Source organism: Roseiconus nitratireducens, assembly GCF_008629675.1.
GTDB lineage: Bacteria > Planctomycetota > Planctomycetia > Pirellulales > Pirellulaceae > Stieleria > Stieleria nitratireducens.
Genome location: NZ_VWOX01000010.1, coordinates 249545 through 273730 on the forward strand (window position 1 = coordinate 249545; position 24186 = coordinate 273730).

Sequence of the window (24186 nt, forward strand, 5' to 3'; positions counted from 1 at the left end):
TCCATGGGGTAATGCGATTGGGGGTTCGAAGCTCGGGGCCGACATCCGTGGCCGCCGGGCGACTGAGGGTCCTGATATCGGACATCGCAGGCCCGGGTCAAGAGACTTGTCCGACGCTCGCCTTGTCAAACCAGGGTCGCCCCTCGACAATCGCCCCCTTCACGAGCCCGATGATTCAGCCCGCCCAGCCAGGGGCGGCGGTCCCCTCCGACGACAGATATGAACCAATCTTCCAATTCAGCCGGCACCTCGTCCGCAGCCACCGGCGACGACGCGTTGACCGATCCGCGAGCGGCACGGCGAGAAAAACTGCGTCAGATCGAAGCGATGGGGATCGACCCCTTCGGATCTCGTTTCGATGACCGCACGCTGATCGCCGATTGCCGCCGCCAGGCGTCCGAAATCAAGTTCAAAACCAACGACGGTGAACTGCTGGCGCTGCCAGATTTCGATGCCGAGGTGGATTACCGTCAATGGAAAGCCGATCATGGCCCCGGTGAGGAGATCGGACCGACGGTTCGAGTCGCCGGGCGGATCATGCTGTCTCGACCCACCGGCAAGCTGATTTTCTTGAACATCAAGGATTGGACCGGCTCGATCCAAATCTTCGTCGGAAAAAAACAGGTCGGGGACGACGATTTCTCGCTTGCGAAGCTGTTTGACCTGGGCGACCTGGTTGGCGCCGAAGGACGGTTGGGACGCACCAACACCGGAGAACTGACGGTGTTCGCGGAGAAACTGTTCTTCCACACCAAAATGCTGGAGCCGCCGCCGGAGAAGCACGCCGGTTTGACCAACGCGGACCTGAGACAGCGGATGCGGTACGCCGACTTGGCTTTCAACGACGGGCCACTGGAAACATTTCTGAATCGCACGCGGATCATCAAGTCGATTCGCGAAACCTTGGACTCAGATGGGTTCTGCGAAGTCGAAGGCCCCACCCTGCACACCGTTGCCGGTGGCGCTGCCGCCCGCCCCTTCGAAACACATCACAACGCCCTGGACATGCCGCTGACCATGCGGATCGCCTTGGAACTGCACCTGAAGCGGTTGATGGTGGGGGGCATGGAACGCGTTTACGAATTGGGGCGTGTGTATCGCAACGAGGGCTTGAGCCCGCGACACAATCCGGAATTCACGATGCTGGAAGCCTACCAGGCCTACGGTGACTACGGTTCGATGATGGATTTGACCGAGCGAATCATTTGCAACGCGATCGAATCGATCGGAGGCGGATACGAGCGGGAGTACGGCGGGCAGACCATCGATTTCACGCCACCGTTCAAGCGAGCGACCTACGCGGAACTGTTCCAACAGGCGACGGGGATCGACTCCGGCGACGAGGCCTCCGTGAAGGCCTACGCGCTAAAGCTAGGGTTGGAGATTGAGGGAAAGCATCCGGATGTCATTCGCAACGAAATCTTTGAAGAGAAGGTCGAAGACACACTGACCGGACCGATCTTCGTCATCGACTACCCCGCCAGCATCTGCCCGCTGACCAAACGCAAGCAGGGCAACCCGGACATCGCCGAGCGGTTTGAACTGTTCATCTGCGGAATGGAATTGGCCAATGCGTACACCGAACTGAACGATCCAGATCTGCAGCAGAAACTTTTTGAGACGCAGCTGGAAGGACTGGACGATGAAGAATCGATGGCCAAGATGGACCACGACTTCATCCGAGCGCTTCGTCACGCGATGCCACCGGCTGGCGGTTTGGGCGTCGGGATCGATCGCCTGGTGATGATTCTGACCGGGCAAAAATCGATCCGGGACGTGATCCTGTTCCCGGTGCTTCGCCCGGAGAGCTGAGTCTCCGCTGCCAGCCCGCGTGACGTGGTACGGAGAAGTTACGCAAACACTTCGGCCGGCTCGAATTCCTCGCCGACAATGGGAGCCGGATCGGTTTCCAGCCAGTTTCGAAGCACCGCCGCGTAAACCCGGCGGAAATCGGTGTGGTGCTTCAGGTCACCGTCCTGCAGGTCGGTCAGGCTGGGATGACCGCCGATCAAACCTGGCTTCAGGCCACCGCCGCACAGGAACATGGGCCCGGCAGCGCCGTGATCGGTGCCTTCGCTGGCATTCTCGGCGACGCGTCTTCCGAACTCGCTGAAAGTCATCACGCACACGCGATCGTGATGATCGTGTTGTTGCAGGTCGCGGATGAACGCGTTGACGGCGTCACTCCATTGCCGCAACAAGATGGCGTGCGTGTCGCGTTGTTGGGCGTGCGTATCGAATCCGTCCAGCTGCACGTAGTAGACCCGTGTCGTCAAACCGCTATCGATCAGCTGGGCCACGATGCGAAGCTTTTCCGCCAGCTCCGATTCCGGGTAGGCGATGTCAGAACGATAGCCCCTGGCAGCTTTGCGAACGCGGTCACTTGCCGCCAACGCGCTCTCGGTGTTGGACTGGACAAAGCCCAGCAAGCTGTCGGCCGAGTCGTCGATCGAGGAGGTTTCTCGGAGCAGTTGAGAAAGCGATCCCGTCGGGTCGCCGCGCAGCTGAAACTCTTCTAACCGTTGGACCGTCGGGACGGGAATGTTTCGCGACGCGAGCGCGAAAGGTTGTTGTCCCCGTCCAAGGTGCATTGCGGGGACGTCACCGCCGGATCGCCCCGCAGCCGTTTCCAGGTAGCGGCCCAACCAGCCTTCGGTACGGGATTCCGTTTTACGCCGACAGGTGTGCCAGATGTCCATCGACTCGAAATGGGAACGATTCGGATGCTCGTATCCCACGCCCTGGATGATCGAGGCCATCGCGTCGTCGATCAATTCCGCAATGCCCGTCAGGGAGGGATGCAACGCCAGTGAGTCATCCAGCCGCAACGCATCGGCGGACCCGATCCGCAGTTTCGGACGGGACCTTTGGTAGGCTTCGTCCGCGTAAGGAATCACCGTGTTCAATCCGTCATTTCCTCCGGTCAACTGGACCACCACCAAAATGCGTTCTCCCGCTGGCGGAACACTATCGGCAGCCTGGCAGAGAGCGGCCGGGACGACGCTGCCGATACCCATGGCAAGCGATCCGCCGACGGAACACTTGATGAAATCACGCCGGTCAAGCAGAGAGGGATGTGACATGGATCCGAATCCGAAAGGGTGGAATGTCCGGTGGAACGATCGGCAAGGTTCGTCAACCGAGTTGGCATTCGGGGAGCGAGACAAATTGGTGCAGCAAATCGCGGAATCCGCCATCCTCCGCGCTGTTGCCGCTGGCGAAAGATTGCAACAGTCGGGAACGGACGGGGGATGGCAGGGGATGTGGCAGCAGGCGAGTTTCCCATTGCTGCAGCGCCTGCTGCGGTGTTTCGATTCCCTGGTCGCCCAGGTATTCCTGCAACGAGTTTCCGGCGAAGGCTGTGTTGGAATCGTTCAGGACTTGTTGAAACAGGTTCGCCCGGCCGAGCAAGGTGGACGAATTGATCCACGCGCGGCCCCCGTCCCAGCCTTTGACATTGGGCGGATAGAACAGGCCCTGGCCGATGTCGCGGAGACCCCGGGCAAGCAACTCGGTGTTGGTGGTTCCTTGCAGGCTGCGAAGTGTTCCGACGAGCGATTCGACCGGCGACTTGATTTTGCGGCCGACCGAAAGCGAGGAGAAAAACAGATTGCTGCTGAACAGTTTTTGCAACACCGGGGCGATGTCGTATCCTCGGTCACGAAAGGTTTCTGCCAGCGGCATCAACAATTTATCCGGGGGAGCCGGTTCGTCGCAGACAAAGAATCGGAACCACTTTCGGCACAGGAACAACGGCATCGAGGGCTGGTCGATCACGATCTCGACCGCGGCTTCGCCGTCAAAGGCTCCCTCCTTCCCAAGCAACCGTTTCACGCCGTTGTCATGCTGATAGCGGTTTTTTCGAAACCGGTCGTTCTTGATTTCCCAGCCGGTAAAGCAGCGTGCCAATTCCTGCACGTCTTGTTCGCTGTAATGGCCTTCGCCCAAACAAAACAATTCCATCAACTCACGCGCGAAGTTCTCGTTCGGATGTGCTTTGCGGTTGGAAGCCGAATCCAGGTAGATCAGCATCGCCGGATCTTTCGCAATCGCCTGCACCAGTTCGGAGAAGTTCCCCAAGGCCTGCTGTCGCAGCAATCGGTTCTGCTGCCACATCATGGACGCATCTTTCACTTTGTCCGCACCGGTTGCGAAGTGCCCGTGCCAAAACAACGTGGCCTTTTCCAACAGTTGGGTCGGAGTCAGCAACAGCCGATACACCCAAGCGGCGGACAACGTCATGGGATCGCCGCCAGCGAGCACCGTTTTGGCCAGCGCATCTGCGACGGTACGGAACTCGGACGTTTCCTGATTCTGTGCGACCAGTTGGGCGACGGCTTCGGCCGGATCCAGCTGCGCGGCCCGGTCCAGCTGGGACACGTCGGCGCCGAATCCCGCGCGGCGGTACAGATGCGCCGCCCCGCGGCGGTCCCATGGTTGATCCGCTGACGGCTGAAACGGCTGCCAGGCCCACTGTGGATCGACCGATTCAAGTGAGTTCATTGCGTTTTACTCCTGGGATTCAGAATCCACTCGGACGGCAGCCGACAATCGAAGCTGGTCATCGTCAACGATCAATGACACCCTCGCGTCTCGAAGCAGAGACACCAAATCCAGCAACGTCCCGATCTCCGCTTCGGCCTGGGCGGGGGCGTGTCCCTTTTCGAGCATGTTTTGAGCGACGAGCTGAGCACGGTTTTGTTCCAAAACCCGTTTGAGCGTTTCTCCATTCAGAATCGCTGCGGTGTTTGCATCGCTTTCGACCGCGACCGGTGCCGGAGGCTCAACCGTTTGCACCAAGCGATGCGCCAATTCGGTTGTGCTGGAAAGCACCAACGTGGGGCCAGCAAATCCAAGCGTCGGTGAGAAATTGAAGTTGATCGGCGCTTCGGTACTCTCTTCCTGGCCGACTTGCGGGACATAGGTGGCGGTGATCAGCGTCGCCGAATCAAGCTGAACGCTGCCCAAGTCAAACTGTGGTTGTCCATCCATCGCACCGACAACGTTCAAAAACCCGATGAAGCTTTGGAACACGCGACGAAACTCCGGCCGTGTCCGTTCGGGATCCTTCATTTGGAATTTCAGTGCGAACGCCGGCAACTTGATCGCGGGCTGTGGCTGGCGGTGCTGAAAATCTTGCACCGTCACCACCAGCTGGATGTCCGGCCGTAGCGATCCCAGGATGTCTTCGCCGAAATCGCGGCCCGAGAAGAAAGTGGTCAGCTGTGTATCCGCTTTGGCCAGTCCCTCGTTCGCCTTCTCCGTCATCAGGTCCCCGGAGCGCAACCACATTTGGGAAAGATCGCGATGCAGGCTGGCGGCGAACAATCGGTCGGGAGGATGCAGCAACGGTGGCGCGACGTCGGATTGCGTTCCAAAGAAGTATTCTCGGCCGGTTTGCCACTGGCGACGATGCGGTGACGTCGCGTTGACAGCCACCCCGTCTTGATCCACGTTGATCGTCGCCACGGCAAACGGAGTGTGTTGCAATTCACTCAAAATGCCTCCGGCGAGGACTTCGGCCAAGGGGTTATCCGTTTTGCCCTCGTATAAGCGCGGCGCAATGCCGGCATCGCGAAAAGCTTGGACGTCGACCCAGCCCCAGGCGGAGACGTCGGCGATGCTCGCGCATGCTTGCCGGAATTTCGGCGACGACGCCAGGTTGTCATCTCCGCCGTCGAGGTACTGGTCCAGAATCCGTTTCCCCAATTCGGACTTGTTGGTGACGAGCAACCAGTCGTCCAGCTGAGCCATTTTCAGGTTGGCGTTGATCGCCTGGGCCGTGATTCCGCGGTACTGTCCCTGTTCCAGCGGTCCGATACGGCCCGTCGTCATCTGAGCCAACCCCAGCACGAAGCCTCGAAAGCGTTCCAACGTTGCCGAATTGTCGGCGCGGATCAGCAGCGCAACGCCTTCGGTCGAACGATCCAGCGCGAAATGAATCCCGCCGGAGGTCAAGCCGGACAGGGCGTCCCGCCAGGGCATTCCCAGGCTGGCTTCGAATGCGGCCACGGCATCGGAAAGCTTTCCAAAACCTTCGGATTCCCGCAGTGCACCGTAAGCCGGTAGGGCCTCGACGCGTTGACGCAGGGGATGGTCCAACAATTCGGTTGCGGTCGCGCTCAGGTCGGGGATCTGCGCGTACGCGACGACCGTGGGTGGCAGCAGTTGCGCGGCTTCAGGGATGGTCCGCGGTTCGGATTCCGCAGCCGCCACAGAAGTTGCCAACAGCAGTCCGAGCGGAAAAACAAATCCACAAGCCAACCACGAAGATTTCATGTTGAGATTCCTGGGGAAAACAGGCACGTGCCGGCACCATTCGTTTTAACAAGAGTTTCGTGGCGAGCGGCCCGATCTTGCTGATCAAAACGGGAAGATTTTTGCAACGATCGACGCGGGTGCCAGATGGTCACTTCAGCGAGGCGTCGGGAAACGGTTTTGCGGCAGGCTGCGGCGGGCCACCGCGAACCGAAAACGGCTAGACTGATTTCCTTCGTCATCCCGGGCAGCGGCGCTCGGGATACTCGTTCCGTCATGGACCGCAGTCGCGGAGCGGTTGTTTCAGCTGAGGTGGTCGCTTGCAGCCACAATTTGGGATTGAACCCGATTTGACCGTCGAGGAGTTCATTGACATCCTGCGTCGATCGACGCTGGATCAAAGACGTCCTGTCGACGACGTGGGCCGGATGGCACGGATGCTTCGGGCGGCCGATGTCATCGCAACGGCGCGACGCGACGACGGGAAATTGATTGGGATTGCCCGGGCGATTAGTGATCGAGCCTACTGCACGTATCTCTCGGACTTAGCGGTGGACGTGCAGCACCAGCGTCAAGGCATTGGCGGGCAGTTAGTGGACCTGGTCCACCGGGAGGCCGGTTTGGAGACGACGCTGATTCTGTTGGCGGCGCCCGCCTCGGTCGGCTACTATCCAAAGATCGGGATGGAGGCACACCAGTCGTGCTGGATTCGGCGTCCCGTTGATCCGATCACCAATGGCAATGAACAACGGGAGCAAGGCGTCGATGGATGAGTCAACGTTTTGGGCGATCATCGAAAGTGCCGGATCGCCGGACCGGTGTTCGCCCGATGAGCAGTGTGAGCGGATCACCGAAGCGCTCGCGTCGCTGTCGCAGTCGGAATTGGTGGGTTTCGAAAACCGACGAAATGAGTTGCTGCATCGCGCCTACACGTGGCCGATGATCAAAGCCTGTTTCGTGGTGCTCAGCTATGTTTCCGACGACGTCTTCGAAGACTTTCGGCACTGGCTGATCCTGAACGGCCGGGAGCGATTCGAAGCGGCCGTGAAGGATCCGGATTCGATGGCGGACTTTATTGACGTGGAAGATCCCGCCGAAGAGATCTCGGGAGAGCCCTTGCTGTTCGTCGTGGACAATGCGTGGCACGGCGACATCGAGGAGATCGAGGAACAGGTTGAGTTTCCAGAGCCGCCCGATATTTCGGATGATTGGCCGCCGAAGGAGACATTGCAGGCCGAGTTTCCAAAGCTGTTTGAAGGCTTCTGGGACGAGGACCGCATCAGCGAAATCCACGGCGACTGAATCCTGCGTCGCCCTTCGGAGGCCGATCACTCTTCCGTCGGCTCCTACCGGCGGCAGGGTTCGCTTTACGACTGGCGTCAAGGACGGTCGAGCGCACTTGCGGTACCTGACAACACCGGAGATTCGGTGCGGTTCGGTTCAAACCAGCCGGCAAAGCACAACGCGATGACCAGCAGGCCGGCGGGAATGCACCAGGCGGCGAACCAGTGCAGTTTTTCCTGTCGGCTCCAACCGATCAGCCACTTGAGTGCCACAATCCCGACCAGGAATGAAACCAGGGCCCCGGCAACCAGCTCCAGGGGGCCCTCGTCAAGCGGTTGCCCCAGTTGGATCTGTTCGACCACGTCCTTGATTGCGAGCAACGTCGCGCCGCCAATCGCGGGAATCGCCAGCAAGAATGAAAACGTCACCGCATCGTCGGTTTTCAGACCCATCAGGCGGCCGCCCAAGATGGTTGACCCGCTGCGGCTGATCCCGGGCAGAATGGCGAATGCTTGAAAGCAGCCCACCAGGAAGGCCCCCAGAAGCGACAGATTCCGGTATTCCTTGTCCCGCTGCGACAGTTTTCCCAGCAGGATCAGCATGCAACCGGTGACAATCAGCATCGCGCCGGCCAGCAACGGATTCTTCAGGATCCAGGCGAATTGGGCCTTGATGGTCAAACCGATCACGGCCGCCGGCAGGGTCCCAACGATCAGCAACGGAATGACCCGGCGATCGCTGCTGAGTAAATCCAGAATCCTTCGCCAAAAGACGACCAGAATCGAACCCAGGGTCCCGGTGTGAAGAATGATTTCCAACGTCGGCGATTCGCTCGGCAGTGTGCCGGTGATTTGATTCATCAACGCGCCCAGAATCACCAGGTGGCCGGACGAACTGATCGGAAGGAATTCGGCGATTCCTTGGACCACGGCCAGAATGATGGTCTCGATCACGCAACTGAATCCATTGGGTAGTCAAAAAACGCGAGGCGACGGTTCTCGAAACGGTGTGTCGCGATCACACTGTCGCCGCAGTATTCATCGCAGTCGCGGGCAAAGGAACCACGCATGATGTCACCGGAGAATCAGAATACCTTGCAGGAGCGAGTCGATCGGAATATCGGGGATGTATCGGATCCGTCACCGTCGGATCGTCCTGGCATTTCGCAGGATTTGATCAACGCGCTGAGAGGATTCCTGATGGGTGCCGCCGACACCGTCCCGGGAATCAGCGGCGGGACCGTTGCCCTGATCCTCGGACATTACCAACGTTTGGTGACTGCCATCAGTCGTTTCGACCACCGATTTTTGGCGATGGTCCGGCAGGGACAATGGCAAACCGCTTGGCGACAAATCGATGGGCGGTTTTTGATGGCGCTGGCGATCGGGATGGCAACCGGGATTTTAGCCTTGGCCGGATTGATGCATTGGCTGCTGGATCATCGGTTGTCGGAGACGTACGCCGTCTTCTTTGGATTGATCTTGGCCAGTGTTTGGATCGTGCGGCGTTATGTGGTCCGTTGGCGAATGTCCTGCGTCGTCACCTGCGCTTTGGCGGTCGTGGCGGCCATCGCAATCGGGCGTCTGTCACCGGCTTCGGCCGATCCATCCCTTCCCTACCTGTTTGTTTCCGGCGCGGTGGCGATCTGTGCCATGATTCTGCCGGGAATCAGCGGCGCATTCGTCCTGCTTCTGTTCGGGGTCTACCATCCGATCACGGGAATGATCAAGGACATGGTCAAGATGGATACGGATCTGTCCCGTCTGGTGCAGATGGGCGTTTTCGCTTTCGGCTGTCTGTTCGGGCTGCTGGCGTTTTCGCGATTGCTGCGTTGGCTGTTGGAGCGACATCAGAGTGTCACGATGGCGGCATTGATCGGATTGATGCTCGGCAGCCTGATCAAACTGTGGCCGCTGCAGGTTCCCACGGCGGAGACCGCCAATCTGGATGCCAAGGAACGCGTGATGGAATTGGTTTCGCCGGCTCATTGGCAGGGCAGCCTGGTGATGCCGGCGGTCCTGATCGTGATGTCGGCCGCGTTGGTGCTGATGCTTGAACGCGTGGCCGGGTCGATTGCTGACGACGAACCGTAGAGGATGAACAGCACCCTCAGTGCCCGCGGATCCGGCGGTTGAAAATGTCGGGGTCAAATGGGTTGTTGACCTTGGGCATTCGTCGAACGTTCTTGGCGGCCGTCGCTTCGCTCGGCTCGCTGGCGTCGGATTTGATCGCTCCGCGTAACTGTGGTGCCGGAATCGTGTCGGGGGACTCGCCGTCCAATTCCTCAGAAACCCGGTGCAGCTCCGGAGGCGGCGACGGCGCCAGCGCTGAATCCGCAGACGGAAAATCCGGATCGTTCGTCGTTTCGTCCGGTCTTCGCAGGGTGCTCAGCCAGCCGTCCAGGTTTTCCATCATCGGCGAGGCGGAATCGCCAAACGATTTGCGTCTTCCACCGTGTTGGTCCATGGCCCGCGTTCGCAGCAAACTTTCCATCGGCCGGTCCAAGTCAACAAACTTCATGACCGATCGCAGATTGTCTTCCGCGACCCGTTTCGGAGCCCAGCTTGACGTGATCGCCGCGTGCAAAGGGAAGTCACCGACTCCCTTTGCGGACCGAGCGTGGCATCCGGCGCAGCGATTGGTCAACATCGGTTGAATCCGAGTGACGAATTGGTTGAACGAGTCTTCGTCGATGGACGGTTCGGGCTCCTCGGGAACCGACGGCATGCTGGATTCCTCGTGGGAAACTTGGCGTACCGACGTCTTTTGCCATTGATTCCAGCGATCTTGCTGGTCCGAGGTGTCCGATTCCGTGATGCTCTTCAAACGCCGAGCCACCTGTCGGATCAACTGTTGGGTTTCGGGATCGGAAGGGGCCAGCGATTTTGCCAACAAGACGTCTTCGGCTGCTTGGCGGATCAGCCCGTATCGCAGACACCAACGCGCATCCGCTTGGATTTGCGAAGCATCCCCGGTCAGGCGGTTGTTGCGGCGGTACTCATGAAGCTCCAGAATCGAAGCACCGGTGCATGCCACCTGGTCTTCCGAGAGCTGAATCGCTGAGCCGTCTTTTCGGGTCAGGTAGATCACCTGGCCGACTTTGGTCGCTTGGCCGAATAGGACGTTGCCGTTGTGCAACAGGACGCAGGGACCATCGACCACTTCGGTCAATGACGATCGATCGTCAGCGCGGGCGGCAGTGACAAGAAAGGCTGCCTGCAGCAATCCCATCACAGCCAGCCATCGTTTCAAGCGATGGCGGCGATTCGGTGGTGATTGGCGCGAGGGTGGAGGTGTGGACTGCATGAGACGCGAACTAGCAAATGCGACTGCCTCGGGTCAAGGTGACCCTGTGGGACGTCCGTCCACCAAAACACCCCCCGGGTTCCAAGGCTCCCGCCTTTGGAACCGGCTGTCTGGCAGGCTCTGCCTGCCGTCGCAGTGTGGCGAGCGATTGGTGGTGGGCTGGCGGAGCCAGCCTGCAGTGCGTTCCCGGGCGGGAGCCCGGGAACGAGGTGCGGTGTTGGCACGCCCGAGACGAAGGAAAACGCAGGGCCGAGGGGTGACGGCAGCCCACCGGAACCGGACTTGTTGGAAACCCGATCGGATCGATAGCATTCAGCAGCGATGTGATCGGGCGAGGCGAAATCGGGGCTGACTACTCGTCATGGCCACTCGCTCACCGTTGGGGGAATCACAGGAACTCGGGAACTTGTCATGATCATCATCGCCCGACGCTACGGCCAGCTCGGAAATCGCCTGATACTGTTTGCCCATCTGATCGCCGCTGCGCGACACTATGGCGTGGAGTTGCGGAACCCTTGTTTCGGCCGGTACGCCACCTACTTCCCCAGCACACGGAATGACGTCTGGTGTCGCTACGACCGACACCTGGCTCGCGCGACCGCGCCGCTCGACGCGGATTTGGCGACCGCGGATCCGCCGCGTCAAGTGATTGGGCCGGCGACCCATTGGACCCGCTCCGCCCGTCGTGGTCTGGAAAGCCTATGTGAAGTCACCACCAAGACCGCGTATCTGGCGAAGCTGCGACGTTTCCCGGCTCACATTCTTCGCATTGCGCCGGGCGAGGAGTGTGACCCACTGGGGGATCGTTTCCGGCAGGCCGTGGGATCCGGTCGCCCCGTCCTGGTTCAGGGCTGGCGGTTTCGCAACGCATCGCTCTTGAGGCAACATCGCCAGCCCATCATCGATTTCTTTCAACCAGACCCGACCGATCGAGATGCCGTGGAGCGGCTGATTGAACGTGCCCGAGATCAATGCGACGTCCTGGTCGGAGTCCATGTCCGGCGCGGGGACTACGCGCGATTCATGGGCGGGCGCTATTACTACTCCGATGCCGATTACGCTCGCTGGATGCATGAAGTGGAAGAACAACTGCCGGGACGCAAGGTGCGGTTCCTGATTTGCACCAATGGTCAGATCCAATTGGATGCTTTTCGCGAACTTTCCTTCGAGCTCGGACCAGGATCGATGATGCAGGATCTGCATTCTTTGGCCCGCACGGATCTGTTGATCGGACCGCCCAGCACGTATACCCGTTGGGCATCGTTCTACGGAAACGTTTCGCTGCAATCGCTGGATCATCGGATGGCGAAGATCGATGCCGCCGTCGCGGTGGCGGAGCATCCGTTCGATGAGCCACCAACGCCGGTCCAGCACGTCAGCGATTCCTACCATTCGACACCAATCGCCAGAGCGTCTTGAAATGGGGCCAAGTGAACCGGAATGGCCCAAGGGACTGCCTCCCACGATGCTGGTCGGTGCCGGCGTTGTCGGATTGGCCATCGCGGACGATCACGTCAGTCGTTCGATCCCATTTTGTCTGGTGGACAAAAATGCCGCGGTCCTGAAGTCGGCGTCGCAGCGCTGGTCGCATCTGGATCTTTCGGTGCGTGACGTATCGATTGGCATTGATGGCTTGTCTGCGATTGTGGTTGGCGATGGCACCGGTGAACCGCCGGTGACGATGCCGATTGTCATCGAGTCGATTGCCGAGATCGATTCGGCCAAGCGGGACCTGTTTCGATCGCTGCACGAGGCCTTCGGCAGCGAGGTCGCGCTATGCAGCAACACGTCGACTCTCCGCATCGCCGAGATCGCTGGCGATGAACCGTTCGCCCGCCAGGTTTGCGGACTGCATTTCTTCATGCCGGTGCCGCAACGGCCGATGGTCGAGGTGGTGGTCAACGAACACACCGATTCCGCGGTGATCGATGCTGCGATCAAGCATGCCCGTCGGCTGGGCAAACGCGCGCTCAGGGTCGGTGACGGGTCAGGGTTCATCGTCAATCGAATGTTGTCGCCTTATCTCAATCAAGCGCTGGTGCTGTTGTGTCGTGGCGTCACGGCATCGCAGTTGGAACGGGCCGCGATGGTGTACGGAATGCCGATGTCACCGTTGGAGTTGATCGATTGGATCAGCACGCCGACGATGTATCACGCGGGGCGCGCCTACATGCGTGCGTTCCCAGGTCGCATCGATCCGTCTCCATTGATTCCGGCGATGGTCAAACGAAAGCGTTTCGGGCGACATTGTGGTCACGGCTTGTACGATTATCCGGGCGGAAGGCGTTCGGCCGAGTTGGCCCCCGAGACCAACAAGCTGATTGAGACCTATCGCGTCGCCGACGATGTGTTCACCGACGGTGACGTGTTGCGATTGCTGACACTGCCAATGTGGATCGAAGGCCAGAACGTCTTGCAGGAAAAGGTGGCCGATTCGCTTGAAACGGTCGACTTGGCGATGGTGGGGGGATTGGGGTTCTCGGGGCACACGTCCTGGTCGGCTTTCTTCGCTGAACTTGGCAGTCAAGACATCGAAGCGTCCATTGACAAGTGGCAGTCGACTTACCGATCGCTCTCGCGCGCGTGAGTGATCGGAGTGAAGCACAACCGCAAGAGTTCCAGTCGCAAAGGGACGACAGCCCCTTGCCGTCGGCGCTAGCCGACGGAAACGGCGAGGGAGCGTTAAATCAAAAGCCAACCAATTGTCATAGGTACCAGTGATCATGAGTTTCCCCCGTGGCGTGTTTGTCTACGGAACGCTCAAGCGTGGGCAATGCCGTGAACACGCCTGGCCGGCCGTACCACGTGACATCCGGCCGGCATGGATCCGGGCCCGATTGTTCGGACGCGCCGACTACCCGGCGATTACCGCCGGCGAAGACCGGGTCGTCGGGGAATTGTGGACGTTCGACGACGGGCAAATGGATTCCGTCTTGCGTGTGCTGGACCAGATTGAAGGGACGTCCGGGAATCAGCCACACGACCTTTATCACCGGCACGTGGTTCAGGTCAGCGGTTTGGATGATCACCCGTTGGGAGACGCGTACACGTACTTCTATAACAGCGATCCGGCCCGCGACGGGTTTCAGCCGGTTGCCGTCGCGAACGGTTGCAGCCGCTGGGACGGTTGACGCGTAACGCGGAAGCAACGCAGACGCGATGTGGCGGTCGTGTCGCCATCGGCTGGGGCGATATCGCACTCTTCAGAACCTTGCGTCCGTGAGGCGGATCGCGTGGCCGGTTCGCTCCCTCCGGCGATTCAATTTCGACTACAATCTGCCGTTTCATCGCCCACCAATGACAGGCACGATCCCAAGAAACCTCGCGACCGCACGAGAGCGACTGCTTGACTTGTGATCCCATTCCGCCGATTCGTGTTCCCTCCCACCCCAAAGGCCAGGTTGATGCAACCACCCGCGAAACAGAATCCCTCTCCGAACGGCAGCCGACGATCCTTCTTGAAAGCAGGGGCGGCCGGTGCCACGGCTGCCGCCGTCGCGATGCCACAGCGCGTTCAGGCGGCGCCGAAGGCGAACGAGAGGATGCGAATCGGTTTCATCGGTCCGGGCGGACGAGGCTTCGGTGCGCACGTCAAAACGCTCTGCAATCTGCACGCGGAAGGTCGCAACATTGACCTGGTTGGCGTGGCGGAGGTCTATGAAACCCAGCGGGACAAGGTTGCCGATTTCATCAAGGAGAAAACCGGGACGGATCCGGCACGGTACGTTGACTACCGAGATATGATCGCCAAGGAAAACCTGGACGCGGTCTGCATCGGAACCCCTGACCACTGGCATCACAAGCAAACGGTCGACGCGCTGGCGGCGGGGTTGAACGTGTACTGCGAAAAGCCCATGACCAAGACCGTCGAGGAGGCTTTCGATGTCGAGTCAAAATGGCGCGAGTCGGGAAAGGTGATGCAGGTCGGTGTGCAGTCGACCAGCCTGCCGGTTTGGAATGAGATTCGCGCGTTGCTGCAAGACGGGGTGCTGGGCAAAGTGCTCGGATTCCAGACTGAGTACTTTCGCAACAGCAACGTCGGTCAGTGGCGGTACTACAAACTGGTACCCGACATGTCGCCCAAGAAGATCGATTGGGACCGCTGGCTGGGCAAGGGCGAGGGATTGGCTCCCGAGATGCCTTTCGATCGCGCCGTCTACAAACAATGGCGACGATTCTGGCCGTTCGGCAGCGGGATGTTTACGGATCTGTTCGTGCACCGCACGACGTCGATGTTGAAGGCCACGGGGTTGCGTATCCCGGGACGAGTCGTCGGCGCTGGGGGAATCTACTTGGAGTACGACGGACGGGACGTCCCGGACGTTGCCACCGTGGTCGCGGACTTCAACGAGGGTGTTCAAGGCCTGGTCACGGCGACGATGTGCAACCAGGAATCACGCGTCAACCAGCTGATTCGCGGGCATTACGGGACATTCGCTTTGGGCAACGGAGAAGGTTTCGACGGATTCGAGTTCATCCCGGAACGTCGTCAAGTCACCACCCAGGGCGATTCAGGCAGGCGGCGCTTCGAAGCGGAGACGATTGCGACCGAGCCGGTCAAGAACACGACGCACGCCCACTTTGCAAACTTCCTGGACGCCTGTGAGGCGGGCGATCCTTCGATGTGCAACAACCCGCCCGACCTGGGTGCCGCCGCGATGGCCGTGGTCAACCTGGGCGCGCAAAGCTATCGCAAGGGCCACGTCTATTTTGTTGACTCGGACTCTCGAGAGATTTCTACCACCGACCCCGGTTGGGCAAAGAAGTGGGAAGCCAAATCGGCGGCCCGCCAATCGCCGAACCATATCCCGGGATGGAATGCCGGAGAATTCGGCAGCCGATTGGACGAGCCGACTTACATGGACCAGGCAGGCCCCTGGATCGATGGCCAAGACCCGGCCGGTGCCTGAGCCGGTTCGGAAGATCTGTCTTTCGAGGGGGCGTTTCGGTCTGTGACCAATGCGCCCCGTCCCACGGATTGCGTCGCCGCGCAGCGTGTCCGCTGTCGATGTGTCACCCGCGGACTGTGATTCCCAGGTCGCGAAGCTTTTGACACAGGATCCGCTTGGCGTGGTCTTCCCCGTGGACCAGCACGACCTCGCCAGGCGGTGACGGCATTTCGGTGACGAACCTCAGCAGGTCAGCCTGGTCAGCGTGCGCCGAGTATCCGGAGATCGAATGCACGGCGGCGCGCACCGGATACACCGTACCGTCCAATCGTACCTTGTCATGGCCCGCCTGGATTTCGCGTCCCGGAGTGCCGTGGCCCTGGTAGCCGATGAACACCACGTCGGCTTTGGGGTCGGAGATGAAACGCTTCAAATAGTTCACGACCCGACCGCCGGTGCACATGCCGCTGCCGGCCACGACGATCGCCGGCAGGTCACTGCGTTCCAGGTAATCCAGGGTCGAACTGTGCTCCTCGTGATCCAGGATCGAGGTCAGGTTCTCAAACACCAACGGCTGGTCGTCATAACGCAGGACTTGCTGTGCCTCCTGGTCCCAGTAGGGTTGCAGTTCGTTGTAGATTTCGGTGAAGCGGCAGGCCAATGGCGAGTCGACAATCACGTCGACGCGTTTCATGATCCCGGCTTCCTGCTCGCTCTGGACGCGTTCAAAGATCATGTTCATCTCGAACAGCAATTCCTGTGTCCGTCCCAGGCTGAAGGCGGGAATGATGGTCACGCCTTTGTTTTCCAACGTCTTTCTCAGCACTCGTTCGAGCGTCTGTTGACGTTCGGCGCGTCCCTGATGGTGACGGTCTCCGTAGGTGGATTCCAGAACCAACAAATCGGCACGTTCGGGAGAGTCGGGAACCTTCATCAAGGGCGCGTGTGGGGCGCCCAAATCGCCGGAAAAGACCGCGCGTCGATCGTCGGCTTGAATTTCCACGTAGCAGGAGCCCAGGATGTGCCCGGCCGGCTGCAACCGAACCTGGACGTCATTTCCCAGGTCTGTCCACTGGTGGTAGGGCAGCGGTTTCAGCCTGGTTTGCAGCGTGTCCAGGAACGCTTCGATCATCCGGGTGTTTCGCGTGAATCCGATTTTCAATGCGTCTTCGATGGTCAACGGCAGCAGTTTGGCGGTCGGCTGCGTGCAGTAGATGGGGCCCTCGTAGCCGGCGGCCATCAGGTAGGGCAACCTCCCGACGTGGTCCAGGTGAACGTGGGTCAGCAACAGGCCGATGACGCCCGTCAACGGGAATTCGATTTCCAGGTCGGGATGCCGGTTGGCGTCGGAGCCTTGGAACAGACCACAATCGACCAGCACGGACTGGCCGGAGTCGAAAACCAATTGGTGGCACGAGCCGGTCACGCCCTGATGCCCGCCGTGATGACGCAATTCCATGATGTCTCCGCTAGCAATGTCCCAACGATGCCGACGGAATGATCCTGGTTTGCCAATGCCCCGGGCTGGGGCCGGTGGACAAAAGGCCCTTTCCACAGTCTGATAATCGGCCAAAACCGATGAAAACATTTCTTCGTTCGCCCTCAACTTAGATTGCCGCGATGGTTGCTTTCACCCCACCGATCTTTTCGACCAGCCGTCATGACATTGCCGGGCAATCCGTGGTCGAATTGGCCAAGTCCTTTGGGACGCCCCTGTATGTGTACGACCTGCTGACGATTCAGCAACGGATCGCGGACCTGCACGCGTTTGACGCGATTCGCTATGCCCAGAAGGCATGCAGCAACCTGGCCATTCTGGATCGCATGCGGCGTCAGGGGGTGGTGGTCGACGCGGTCAGCGCGGGTGAGATCCGTCGGGCCTTGGCCGCCGGCTACTCGGGCGGAGGCAAGGAGATCATCTACACCGCGGATATCTTTGACGCCGAATCGCTGGATCTGGTGCTGGAACACGATTTGGCGGTCAATTGCGGATCACCCGACATGATTTCGCAGTTGGGCCAGCGTCGCCCGGGGGCGGACGTCACGTTGCGGATCAATCCCGGTTTCGGACACGGGCACAGCCAGAAAACGAATACCGGTGGTGAACAGAGCAAGCACGGAATCTGGTTTTCGCAAATTGACGAGTGCTTGCGTCGCGCCGATCAGGACGGTGTGACCGTCACGGGGCTGCACATGCACATCGGCTCTGGCACCGATCTGGAACACCTCAGCCAGGTGTGTGAGGCGATGGAGCGTGCCGCGCTGGAGGTTGGGCGGACGATCAAGACGATCAGCGCCGGAGGCGGACTGCCGGTTCCCTACAGCGAAGCAGAAAGCTACGTCGATTTGGACAAGTATTACTCACTTTGGGATCAGACCCGTTGCCGGTTGAGCGACGCGTTTGGCCATCGCGTGGAATTGGAAATCGAACCGGGGCGATTCCTGTCGGCCGAGTCGGGATTCCTGATTGCCGAAGTTCGCAGCGTCAAGAAGATGGGGGATAACCTGTTCTTCCTGCTCAATGCGGGATTCAACGATCTGGCCAGACCGGTGATGTACGGTGCCCACCATCCGATTTCCGTTTGCCCCGCCGATGGATCCGACGCCGCCCAGCGGGAAAAGGTCCAAGCGGTGGTGGGGGGCCCGTTGTGTGAATCGGGCGACATCTTCACGCAACGCGAAGGCGGCTACGTCGACAAGCGAGAGCTGCCGATGTGTCGTGTCGGCGACTACGTGATCCTGGAAAACGCCGGGGCGTACGGTTTCGTCATGGCCAGCAATTACAACAGCAAGACGCGGGCGGCCGAAGTCATGATCGAGGACGGGCAGCCGAAGTTGATCCGACAGCGGGAAACCTTCGAAGACCTGGTTCGTGGCGAGATGATCCCGGATTGAACCGTGTTATGCCGATTGATTGCCGGGATGCCGACCCGGCAAACGCCTGCCCCAAGGCTCCCGACGGTCGCGTCTCGCGACCGGCCGCATGCAGTGCGGCTGTCGGTGACCGCGAAATCCGATGTCTGGGGGGAAAGCACCGCCAGAGCCCGCAGAATCCCCTTGGGAAACCGGACGCCGAAGGCTATACATAGGGGATGGATGCCGGCCTTCCCGCGTCGCGGAAAGTCTGCCGAGGGGAAGCGGGCGGCCCAACTATTTCAGCGAACACGTCATTGGTCTCCCGTGCGCGTCACGTCCAGCTTTTCCCCCCCACGGTTGTCAACCGAGTCCTTCTGGGCAGGTCTTTCTGGGCAGGGCTGTTCGGATGCCCGCTCCGAGACAGATTTCTCCGAGCCAGGTCTCCGGGATTGGACCACTTCCCGCGGCGTCTCTCGATCGACGAGCCGCCTGCTTCGAAGCGTTCACGGTTTGCTGACCGTCCCACCGAAACAAACGACCAGAACACCGAATGTCTGACAATTGGAACTTGCTTGCCAAATTGCTTGGCACCCCCGGGCCGGCCGAGCCGCCCAAATCATCTGAATCCGACGAAACGAAGAAAAAGTCACTCGAATCGTCCTCCTCTGCCACGCCACCAGCCGACCAAGAGAAACCGGACGCTGCCGAACGTCCCGCATCGGCCAGCCAGGGGCTTCCCCCGGTTGCCGAGGCGGCGGCCAACGTCCCCGCCGACTCCGGTCCCAACGATGACCTTCCCGCCGACGACGATCTGACGGCCGACCGCGTGCTGGACGCCCTCACCTCCGCGGCGTCCACCGCCAAGCTTCCCGGCTTCGGCGTTTCGGAGAAAGATCCTTCCATCGACAAGCTGACCGCCGGCGGACCGCCCGCGGAGGAAGCTCCGGTGATCGAAGAATTTCGCACGCTGGAGCGATCCGAGACCGCGTCCGATCGCTTGTTCACGGAGCAGTACCAGGCCGAGGAAAATTCGATGGAGGCCAGCGAGACGGAGCAAGCTGAATCCGACGAGAACGACTCCGCCGAGAACGATGCCGCTTGGTCGGAACTGGCTGGTGAACTGGGCATCGAAGCCGGCGACGAACCGGCCCCACACCGCCCGCCGACTCAGGTTGAGTCGCGGGTCCCCGAAGGCAAGACAACGAAGCCCAAACGGTCCTCCGGCGGTTTCGGCAGCGGACTCGGGCTGGATTTGCCTGAAGAGCCGGAACCGGAACCATCGGAACCCGACACAGAGGCACCGGCGGCGGCGGCCAAATCGTCGCCGCAGCCCACACGCTCCACTTCGCAAGAATCGGAGATTCCGGATCCCCTGTCCTTCCGATCATTTTCCGACTTGGAACCGGACGAAGACGACGAGGAATCGCCCTCGGCTTCCGGCGAGAGTGATTCCGGGGACGAGCCCGAAATGGAACGCTCGCGGGGCGGCCGCCGAAACTCTCGGTCGCAGCGTGGACGTCGGGATCGCTCCGAATCGGGACGGGCTTCTTCGGGACGTTCGTCCGGCCGCGATGAGGAGGAAAGTGACGACTTTGCACCGTCGGAGCGGAATGCTCCTTCGACGGGCGATGACGACGATTCCGGCGAAGGCTCACGCCGTCGCGGCCGTCGCGGACGCCGTGGCCAGCGCCAACGAATGTCGGAGCCCCAGGATGATGCTTCGCAGGATCGAGCATTGGACCAGGACGACGACGATTCATTCGATCCGGAGGATCGTGATACCGGCGACGGCGAGTCTCGCGGACGTAGTCGGCGGCGTGGCCGCCGTCGCTCGGAAGGCGACCAACGCGAGGAAGTGGAAGATGCTTCATCGGAATCACGCGATTCAGACGACGACGACGGTTTTGGTGCCGGCGTGGACTCGGATGAATCGGACAGCGGCTCCCGCCGCCGTCGCCGTGGTCGCCGTGGCCGAGGCGGTCGTCGCGGTCGCAAAGATTCTGATCGATCCGGTGAAGAGTCGTCGCGGCAGTCGGAGAAGCGTGACTCCTACGACGATGACGACGATGAGTTGGAAGTGAAGCCGCTGCCGGTGTCCGCTTTCGACGACGATCACGAAGACGACGAAGAGGTCGAAGTGATTCGTCGAGATCGTCCGCGCCGCGGACGTCGAGGCGGCCGGTCTCGTTCGGGACGCGGTCGCGATTCGGGATCCGAATCCGCACGCGATGAGATCAACGGGTCGGAATCGGACTCGGATTCCGACGATCGGGGCGATGATTCGCGCCGTCGCAAACCTGTCCCGACGTGGCAAGAAGTGGTCGGCATTCTGGTCGATCAAAATGTGGAGAATCACAAGAAGTCGTCCAAGAGTCAGGGCCGCGGTCGCGGTCGCCGACGCTAGCGGACGGACGAATCCTTTCCGCTAGATCAATCTCGCGCCGGCCCCCCTGGGCCGGCGTTTTTTGATTCGGGGACGTGAGGTTCCCGCCGAGTACCGCGAGCCGGCGCCGTCCAGGTAAACTGCGGGGCGTTTCCCCGGTTTCTCCCTCGGTTTCAACGGTTTCATCATGATCCGCACGCTCACCACCCTTTTCGTTCTGATCAACTTCCTCCTGGTGCTGCCGGTCGCCGGGCAAGAATCGGTGGTCAACGTATGGCCGGGTGATCCGCCCGCTTGGGAAGCGCCGGAGGGAGCCGAAGCGGATACCACCGGCCCGGACGGCCGCCAAGTGGCCGGACGCGACGTGATTCGATTGGGAAACGTCAGCACCCCGCAACTGTATCTGTATCCCGCCAAGGATTCGGAAACGACCGTCGTGATCTGTCCCGGAGGCGGCTATTCGATCTTGGCTTGGGATCTGGAGGGCACGGAGATCGCCGAGTGGTTCCAGAAGCATGGGGTCAGCGCCGCCGTGCTCAAGTACCGTGTTCCCACGCGAAATCAATCACCGCGTTGGAAGGCACCGGTCCAAGACATTCAGCGCAGCGTGTCGATGATTCGCAGTGGCGTGTTTGAATCACTTCCCAGCGAACACGTCGGCGTGCTCGGTTTCTCCGCCGGTGGCAACGCCACGGCGCATGCGGCAACCGCCACCGAACGATTGTATGACGCGATCGATGAACGCGACGAGGCGTCGCCGGTTCCGGACTTTGCCGCGTTGATCTATGCCGCCTACTTGAACGAAGGCGGCAAGGAATCGATGGAGTTGGCCGATGGGCTGACGGTCAGCAAGGACACGCCGCCGATGTTTTTCGCTCACGCATTCGATGACCGAATCAATTGTCTGGGACCGATCGCGCTGTTTTCAAAGCTCAAGCAGAACGGCATCGCTTCGGCATTGCACGTCTTTTCCACCGGCGGCCACGGGTTCGGCGGTCGCGATACCGGCGAAGCGAAAGACGCCTGGCTGTCGCTGTGTCTGGCATGGATGAAAGACCAGCAGTGGGTCGACTGACCTGGCCAACGGAAGTCGTCATTTGATCGACTTGCGATAGGCCTTCGGTGACACGCCGACTTGTGATTTGAATTGCCGATAGAAGGTCGACAGGTCATTGAATCCGCATTCGAAGGCCACCGAAGCGATCGACAGATTGGTTTGCGCGAGCTGGTGTTTGGCATGCCGGATGGCCAGCGCCCGCACGCGGCTTAGCCAAGTCTCTCCGGTCACCTCGTGGAACAGTTTCGTGAAGGTCCTGCGAGACATGCCTAGCGATTTTGCGGCCGCGTCGATCGTCGTCGCTTCGTAAAACTCAAATCCCAGTCGCGCGACGTATTCTTCCATCACGTCGCGATCGCTGATCACGCCGGAGCGTTTGGTTCCGGTGCGGTCAGCATGCTGTTGGGCCTGCAGAACCCATTCAATCAGCCGCAGAGCCGAACCGACCAGTGAGATCGCAACCGATCGATCCTGGTTCGATTGTTTGTGACGCATGCGGCGAAGTTGGGTGGCGATCCGGTGGGACAGGTGGGGATCGCCCGAAATCAACCGGGCTTTGCCGTCGTCACTCAAGTCCGCGATCAAATCCGGATCGAACGCCACGCGATCGGACGCGATGCAGCAGACATACAAGCTGCTGGCCGCGTCCGGGGCATCTGTGATACGATTGGGCATTCGTGGTGGGACGATGACCAGATCACCTTCATGAAAATGAATCACCTGCTGAGGAAACTCCAGCACGCCGCGGCCTCGCAGCACGTAGACCAGTTTCAGGAATTCGTGCTCGCGCCAATCCATGCTGAATTGCGGCGAGTGATGACTCTCCAGGACCAGCACGCCCCAGGGCGGCAGATTCTCTTCCAACGGACGGTCGGTCAGCTTCGGCTTGTTCATCAGGTGATCCGGAGGCACGGCCCGCCGAGTTAGATGTGCCCGATTTGCCAAATCGGAATTTCCGTTTTCCCAAGACGATTCATTGGGGTTAAGTTACCTTCTTGAATTATTGACTGCGAATTGCCCAAAACGCAACCGGAGCTCCGATGGACCCACTGGTACTGCCTGAACCGACGACGATGCTACGCCCGCGACGCAAGGTGACGGGGATGTCGGCGATTTTACTGCCGCTGCTGTCGGACGACTCGGTCGACTGGTCCGGCTTTGACGACCATGTCGCACGCACCTTTGATTGTGGGTTGGTTCCCGCGATCAACATGGACACGGGCTACGGGAACCTGATCGACGAATCGATTCGGGAACAAGCACTGCGGCGGACGCAAGGAATTTCCGGCGGACGAAGTTACGTCGCCGGCGCATTCGTCGCCGACCAGCCGAACGCGTCGCTCGACTGCGACGGATACCGAAAGCAAATCGCACAGATTCAGTCGTTCGACGGAACGCCGATTTTGTTCCAATCCTATGGACTGGCGCACGCGGACGATGAAGCGGTCGTCCAGAATTATCGGACGATCACTTCGGATTGTGACGCCTTCTACGCGTTCGAATTGGGCACGATGTTCGCGCCCTTCGGAAAGATCTATTCGTTGGACGTGTACCAACAACTGATGCAGATCGACGCTTGCCTGGGTGCCAAGCATTCGTCGCTCAGTCGTTCGCTGGAATGGCAGCGGCTGTTGTTGCGGGATCAGATTCGCCCCGAATTCAAAGTGCTGACCGGAAATGATTTGGCCATCGACATGATCATGTATGGCAGCGACTACCTGCTGGGGCTCAGCACCTTTGCACCGGATGCATTCGCGGCCCGCGACGCGATGTGGGAACGTGGCGACCCGGATTTCTATCCATTGAACGATCTTTTGCAGTACTTGGGATGCTTCGCCTTTCGTGCTCCCGTTCCCGCTTACAAGCATGATGCGGCGATGTTTTTGAAACTGCGTGGTCAGATCCAAACCGATCGGACATTCCCCGGGTCCCCGCAACGCGGTGACGGCGATCGCGACATCTTGGAGCTGATTGCGAAGGATTTGGAGACGCTTTTGGCGAAGGTGCCGTCGTCCGAACCGGCCCTGGCTGAATTTACCCATTGATCGGTCGGCTTCTCGGTCCCGATCCGCGCATCGTCGCCGCGGCTGCGAAGATCATCCGTCGACGGGCCCATCGTCGTTCAATCGCCGATCCTGCAATCTGCTCAACTC

19 protein-coding genes are annotated in these 24186 nt (G+C 60.2%); 12 read left to right on the forward strand and 7 right to left on the reverse strand.

The genetic code is table 11. The features are described 5' to 3' along the window. Positions 1–219 precede the first annotated feature (219 nt). Positions 220–1812 (forward strand): lysine--tRNA ligase, encoded by a 1593-nt coding sequence (gene lysS, locus FYK55_RS18050; RefSeq protein ID WP_150077846.1) that lies wholly within the window; start codon positions 220–222, stop codon positions 1810–1812. Positions 1813–1850: 38 nt separating this feature from the next. Here the strand turns inward: lysS and FYK55_RS18055 are convergent, their stop codons facing one another. Genes FYK55_RS18055 through FYK55_RS18065 form a run of 3 tightly spaced genes read right to left on the reverse strand, consistent with a single transcriptional unit; the run spans position 1851 to position 6279 of the window. Further along, positions 1851–3083 (reverse strand): DUF1501 domain-containing protein, encoded by a 1233-nt coding sequence (locus tag FYK55_RS18055; RefSeq protein WP_161604608.1) that lies wholly within the window; start codon positions 3081–3083, stop codon positions 1851–1853. Positions 3084–3135: 52 nt separating this feature from the next. After that, complete coding sequence (locus FYK55_RS18060; RefSeq protein ID WP_150077848.1) at positions 3136–4503, reverse strand: DUF1800 domain-containing protein; 1368 nt, start codon at positions 4501–4503, stop codon at positions 3136–3138. 6 nt (positions 4504–4509) lie between these two features. Then, a complete protein-coding gene (locus FYK55_RS18065; protein ID WP_150077849.1) occupies positions 4510–6279 on the reverse strand; it encodes a hypothetical protein in 1770 nt (589 codons plus the stop codon). Positions 6280–6578: 299 nt separating this feature from the next. On the opposite strand from FYK55_RS18065, the gene FYK55_RS18070 reads away from it, so the two are divergent. Both FYK55_RS18070 and FYK55_RS18075 read left to right on the forward strand, forming a co-directional pair. Further along, on the forward strand, positions 6579–7031 hold the full coding sequence (locus FYK55_RS18070) for a GNAT family N-acetyltransferase (protein WP_235908785.1): 453 nt from the start codon (positions 6579–6581) through the stop codon (positions 7029–7031). Next, positions 6994–7560: a DUF4240 domain-containing protein gene (locus FYK55_RS18075; protein ID WP_150077850.1), complete on the forward strand. Its 567-nt coding sequence runs from the start codon at positions 6994–6996 to the stop codon at positions 7558–7560. The genes FYK55_RS18070 and FYK55_RS18075 overlap by 38 nt, the downstream gene beginning before the upstream one ends. A gap of 77 nt (positions 7561–7637) precedes the next feature. Here FYK55_RS18075 and FYK55_RS18080 read toward each other — a convergent pair whose 3' ends face one another. Further along, a complete protein-coding gene (locus FYK55_RS18080) occupies positions 7638–8495 on the reverse strand; it encodes an undecaprenyl-diphosphate phosphatase (protein ID WP_150077851.1) in 858 nt (285 codons plus the stop codon). Positions 8496–8609: 114 nt separating this feature from the next. On the opposite strand from FYK55_RS18080, the gene FYK55_RS18085 reads away from it, so the two are divergent. Beyond that, entirely contained in the window at positions 8610–9635 is a 1026-nt protein-coding gene (locus FYK55_RS18085; RefSeq protein ID WP_150077852.1) for a DUF368 domain-containing protein, read from the forward strand. A 16-nt stretch (positions 9636–9651) separates the two neighbouring features. Here the strand turns inward: FYK55_RS18085 and FYK55_RS18090 are convergent, their stop codons facing one another. Further along, positions 9652–10794 carry a hypothetical protein gene (locus FYK55_RS18090; protein ID WP_150077853.1) on the reverse strand — a complete coding sequence of 381 codons (1143 nt, stop codon included), beginning with the start codon at positions 10792–10794 and terminating at the stop codon, positions 9652–9654. A 465-nt stretch (positions 10795–11259) separates the two neighbouring features. Here FYK55_RS18090 and FYK55_RS18095 point away from each other — a divergent pair, with 465 nt between their 5' ends. The 4 genes from FYK55_RS18095 to FYK55_RS18110 all read left to right on the forward strand — a co-directional run bounded on the left by FYK55_RS18095 (position 11260) and on the right by FYK55_RS18110 (position 15758). Next, complete coding sequence (locus FYK55_RS18095; RefSeq protein WP_150077854.1) at positions 11260–12267, forward strand: alpha-1,2-fucosyltransferase; 1008 nt, start codon at positions 11260–11262, stop codon at positions 12265–12267. Position 12268: 1 nt separating this feature from the next. Continuing rightward, entirely contained in the window at positions 12269–13435 is a 1167-nt protein-coding gene (locus FYK55_RS18100) for a 3-hydroxyacyl-CoA dehydrogenase family protein (protein ID WP_161604609.1), read from the forward strand. A 136-nt stretch (positions 13436–13571) separates the two neighbouring features. Then, positions 13572–13979, forward strand: coding sequence for a gamma-glutamylcyclotransferase family protein (locus FYK55_RS18105; RefSeq protein ID WP_150077856.1), 408 nt, complete (start codon positions 13572–13574; stop codon positions 13977–13979). Positions 13980–14252: 273 nt separating this feature from the next. Continuing rightward, positions 14253–15758, forward strand: a complete 1506-nt coding sequence (locus tag FYK55_RS18110) for a Gfo/Idh/MocA family protein (protein WP_150077857.1) — start codon at positions 14253–14255, stop codon at positions 15756–15758. A 103-nt stretch (positions 15759–15861) separates the two neighbouring features. On the opposite strand, the gene FYK55_RS18115 is transcribed toward FYK55_RS18110, so the two are convergent. Continuing rightward, the gene (locus tag FYK55_RS18115; protein ID WP_150077858.1) at positions 15862–17196 is read right to left on the reverse strand and encodes an MBL fold metallo-hydrolase RNA specificity domain-containing protein; all 1335 of its coding nucleotides are present in this window, start codon (positions 17194–17196) and stop codon (positions 15862–15864) included. A gap of 161 nt (positions 17197–17357) precedes the next feature. Between FYK55_RS18115 and lysA the strand changes: the two genes are divergently transcribed. From lysA to FYK55_RS18130, 3 genes are all read left to right on the forward strand, one after another. Next, on the forward strand, positions 17358–18632 hold the full coding sequence (gene lysA / locus FYK55_RS18120) for a diaminopimelate decarboxylase (protein ID WP_150077859.1): 1275 nt from the start codon (positions 17358–17360) through the stop codon (positions 18630–18632). 511 nt (positions 18633–19143) lie between these two features. After that, complete coding sequence (locus FYK55_RS18125; protein ID WP_150077860.1) at positions 19144–20997, forward strand: hypothetical protein; 1854 nt, start codon at positions 19144–19146, stop codon at positions 20995–20997. 166 nt (positions 20998–21163) lie between these two features. Then, positions 21164–22051 (forward strand): alpha/beta hydrolase, encoded by an 888-nt coding sequence (locus FYK55_RS18130; protein WP_150077861.1) that lies wholly within the window; start codon positions 21164–21166, stop codon positions 22049–22051. An 18-nt stretch (positions 22052–22069) separates the two neighbouring features. Here the strand turns inward: FYK55_RS18130 and FYK55_RS18135 are convergent, their stop codons facing one another. Then, on the reverse strand, positions 22070–22927 hold the full coding sequence (locus FYK55_RS18135) for an AraC family transcriptional regulator (RefSeq protein ID WP_150077862.1): 858 nt from the start codon (positions 22925–22927) through the stop codon (positions 22070–22072). 146 nt (positions 22928–23073) lie between these two features. Here FYK55_RS18135 and FYK55_RS18140 point away from each other — a divergent pair, with 146 nt between their 5' ends. Beyond that, a complete protein-coding gene (locus FYK55_RS18140) occupies positions 23074–24078 on the forward strand; it encodes a DUF993 family protein (RefSeq protein WP_150077863.1) in 1005 nt (334 codons plus the stop codon). The last annotated feature ends 108 nt before the right edge of the window (positions 24079–24186 follow it).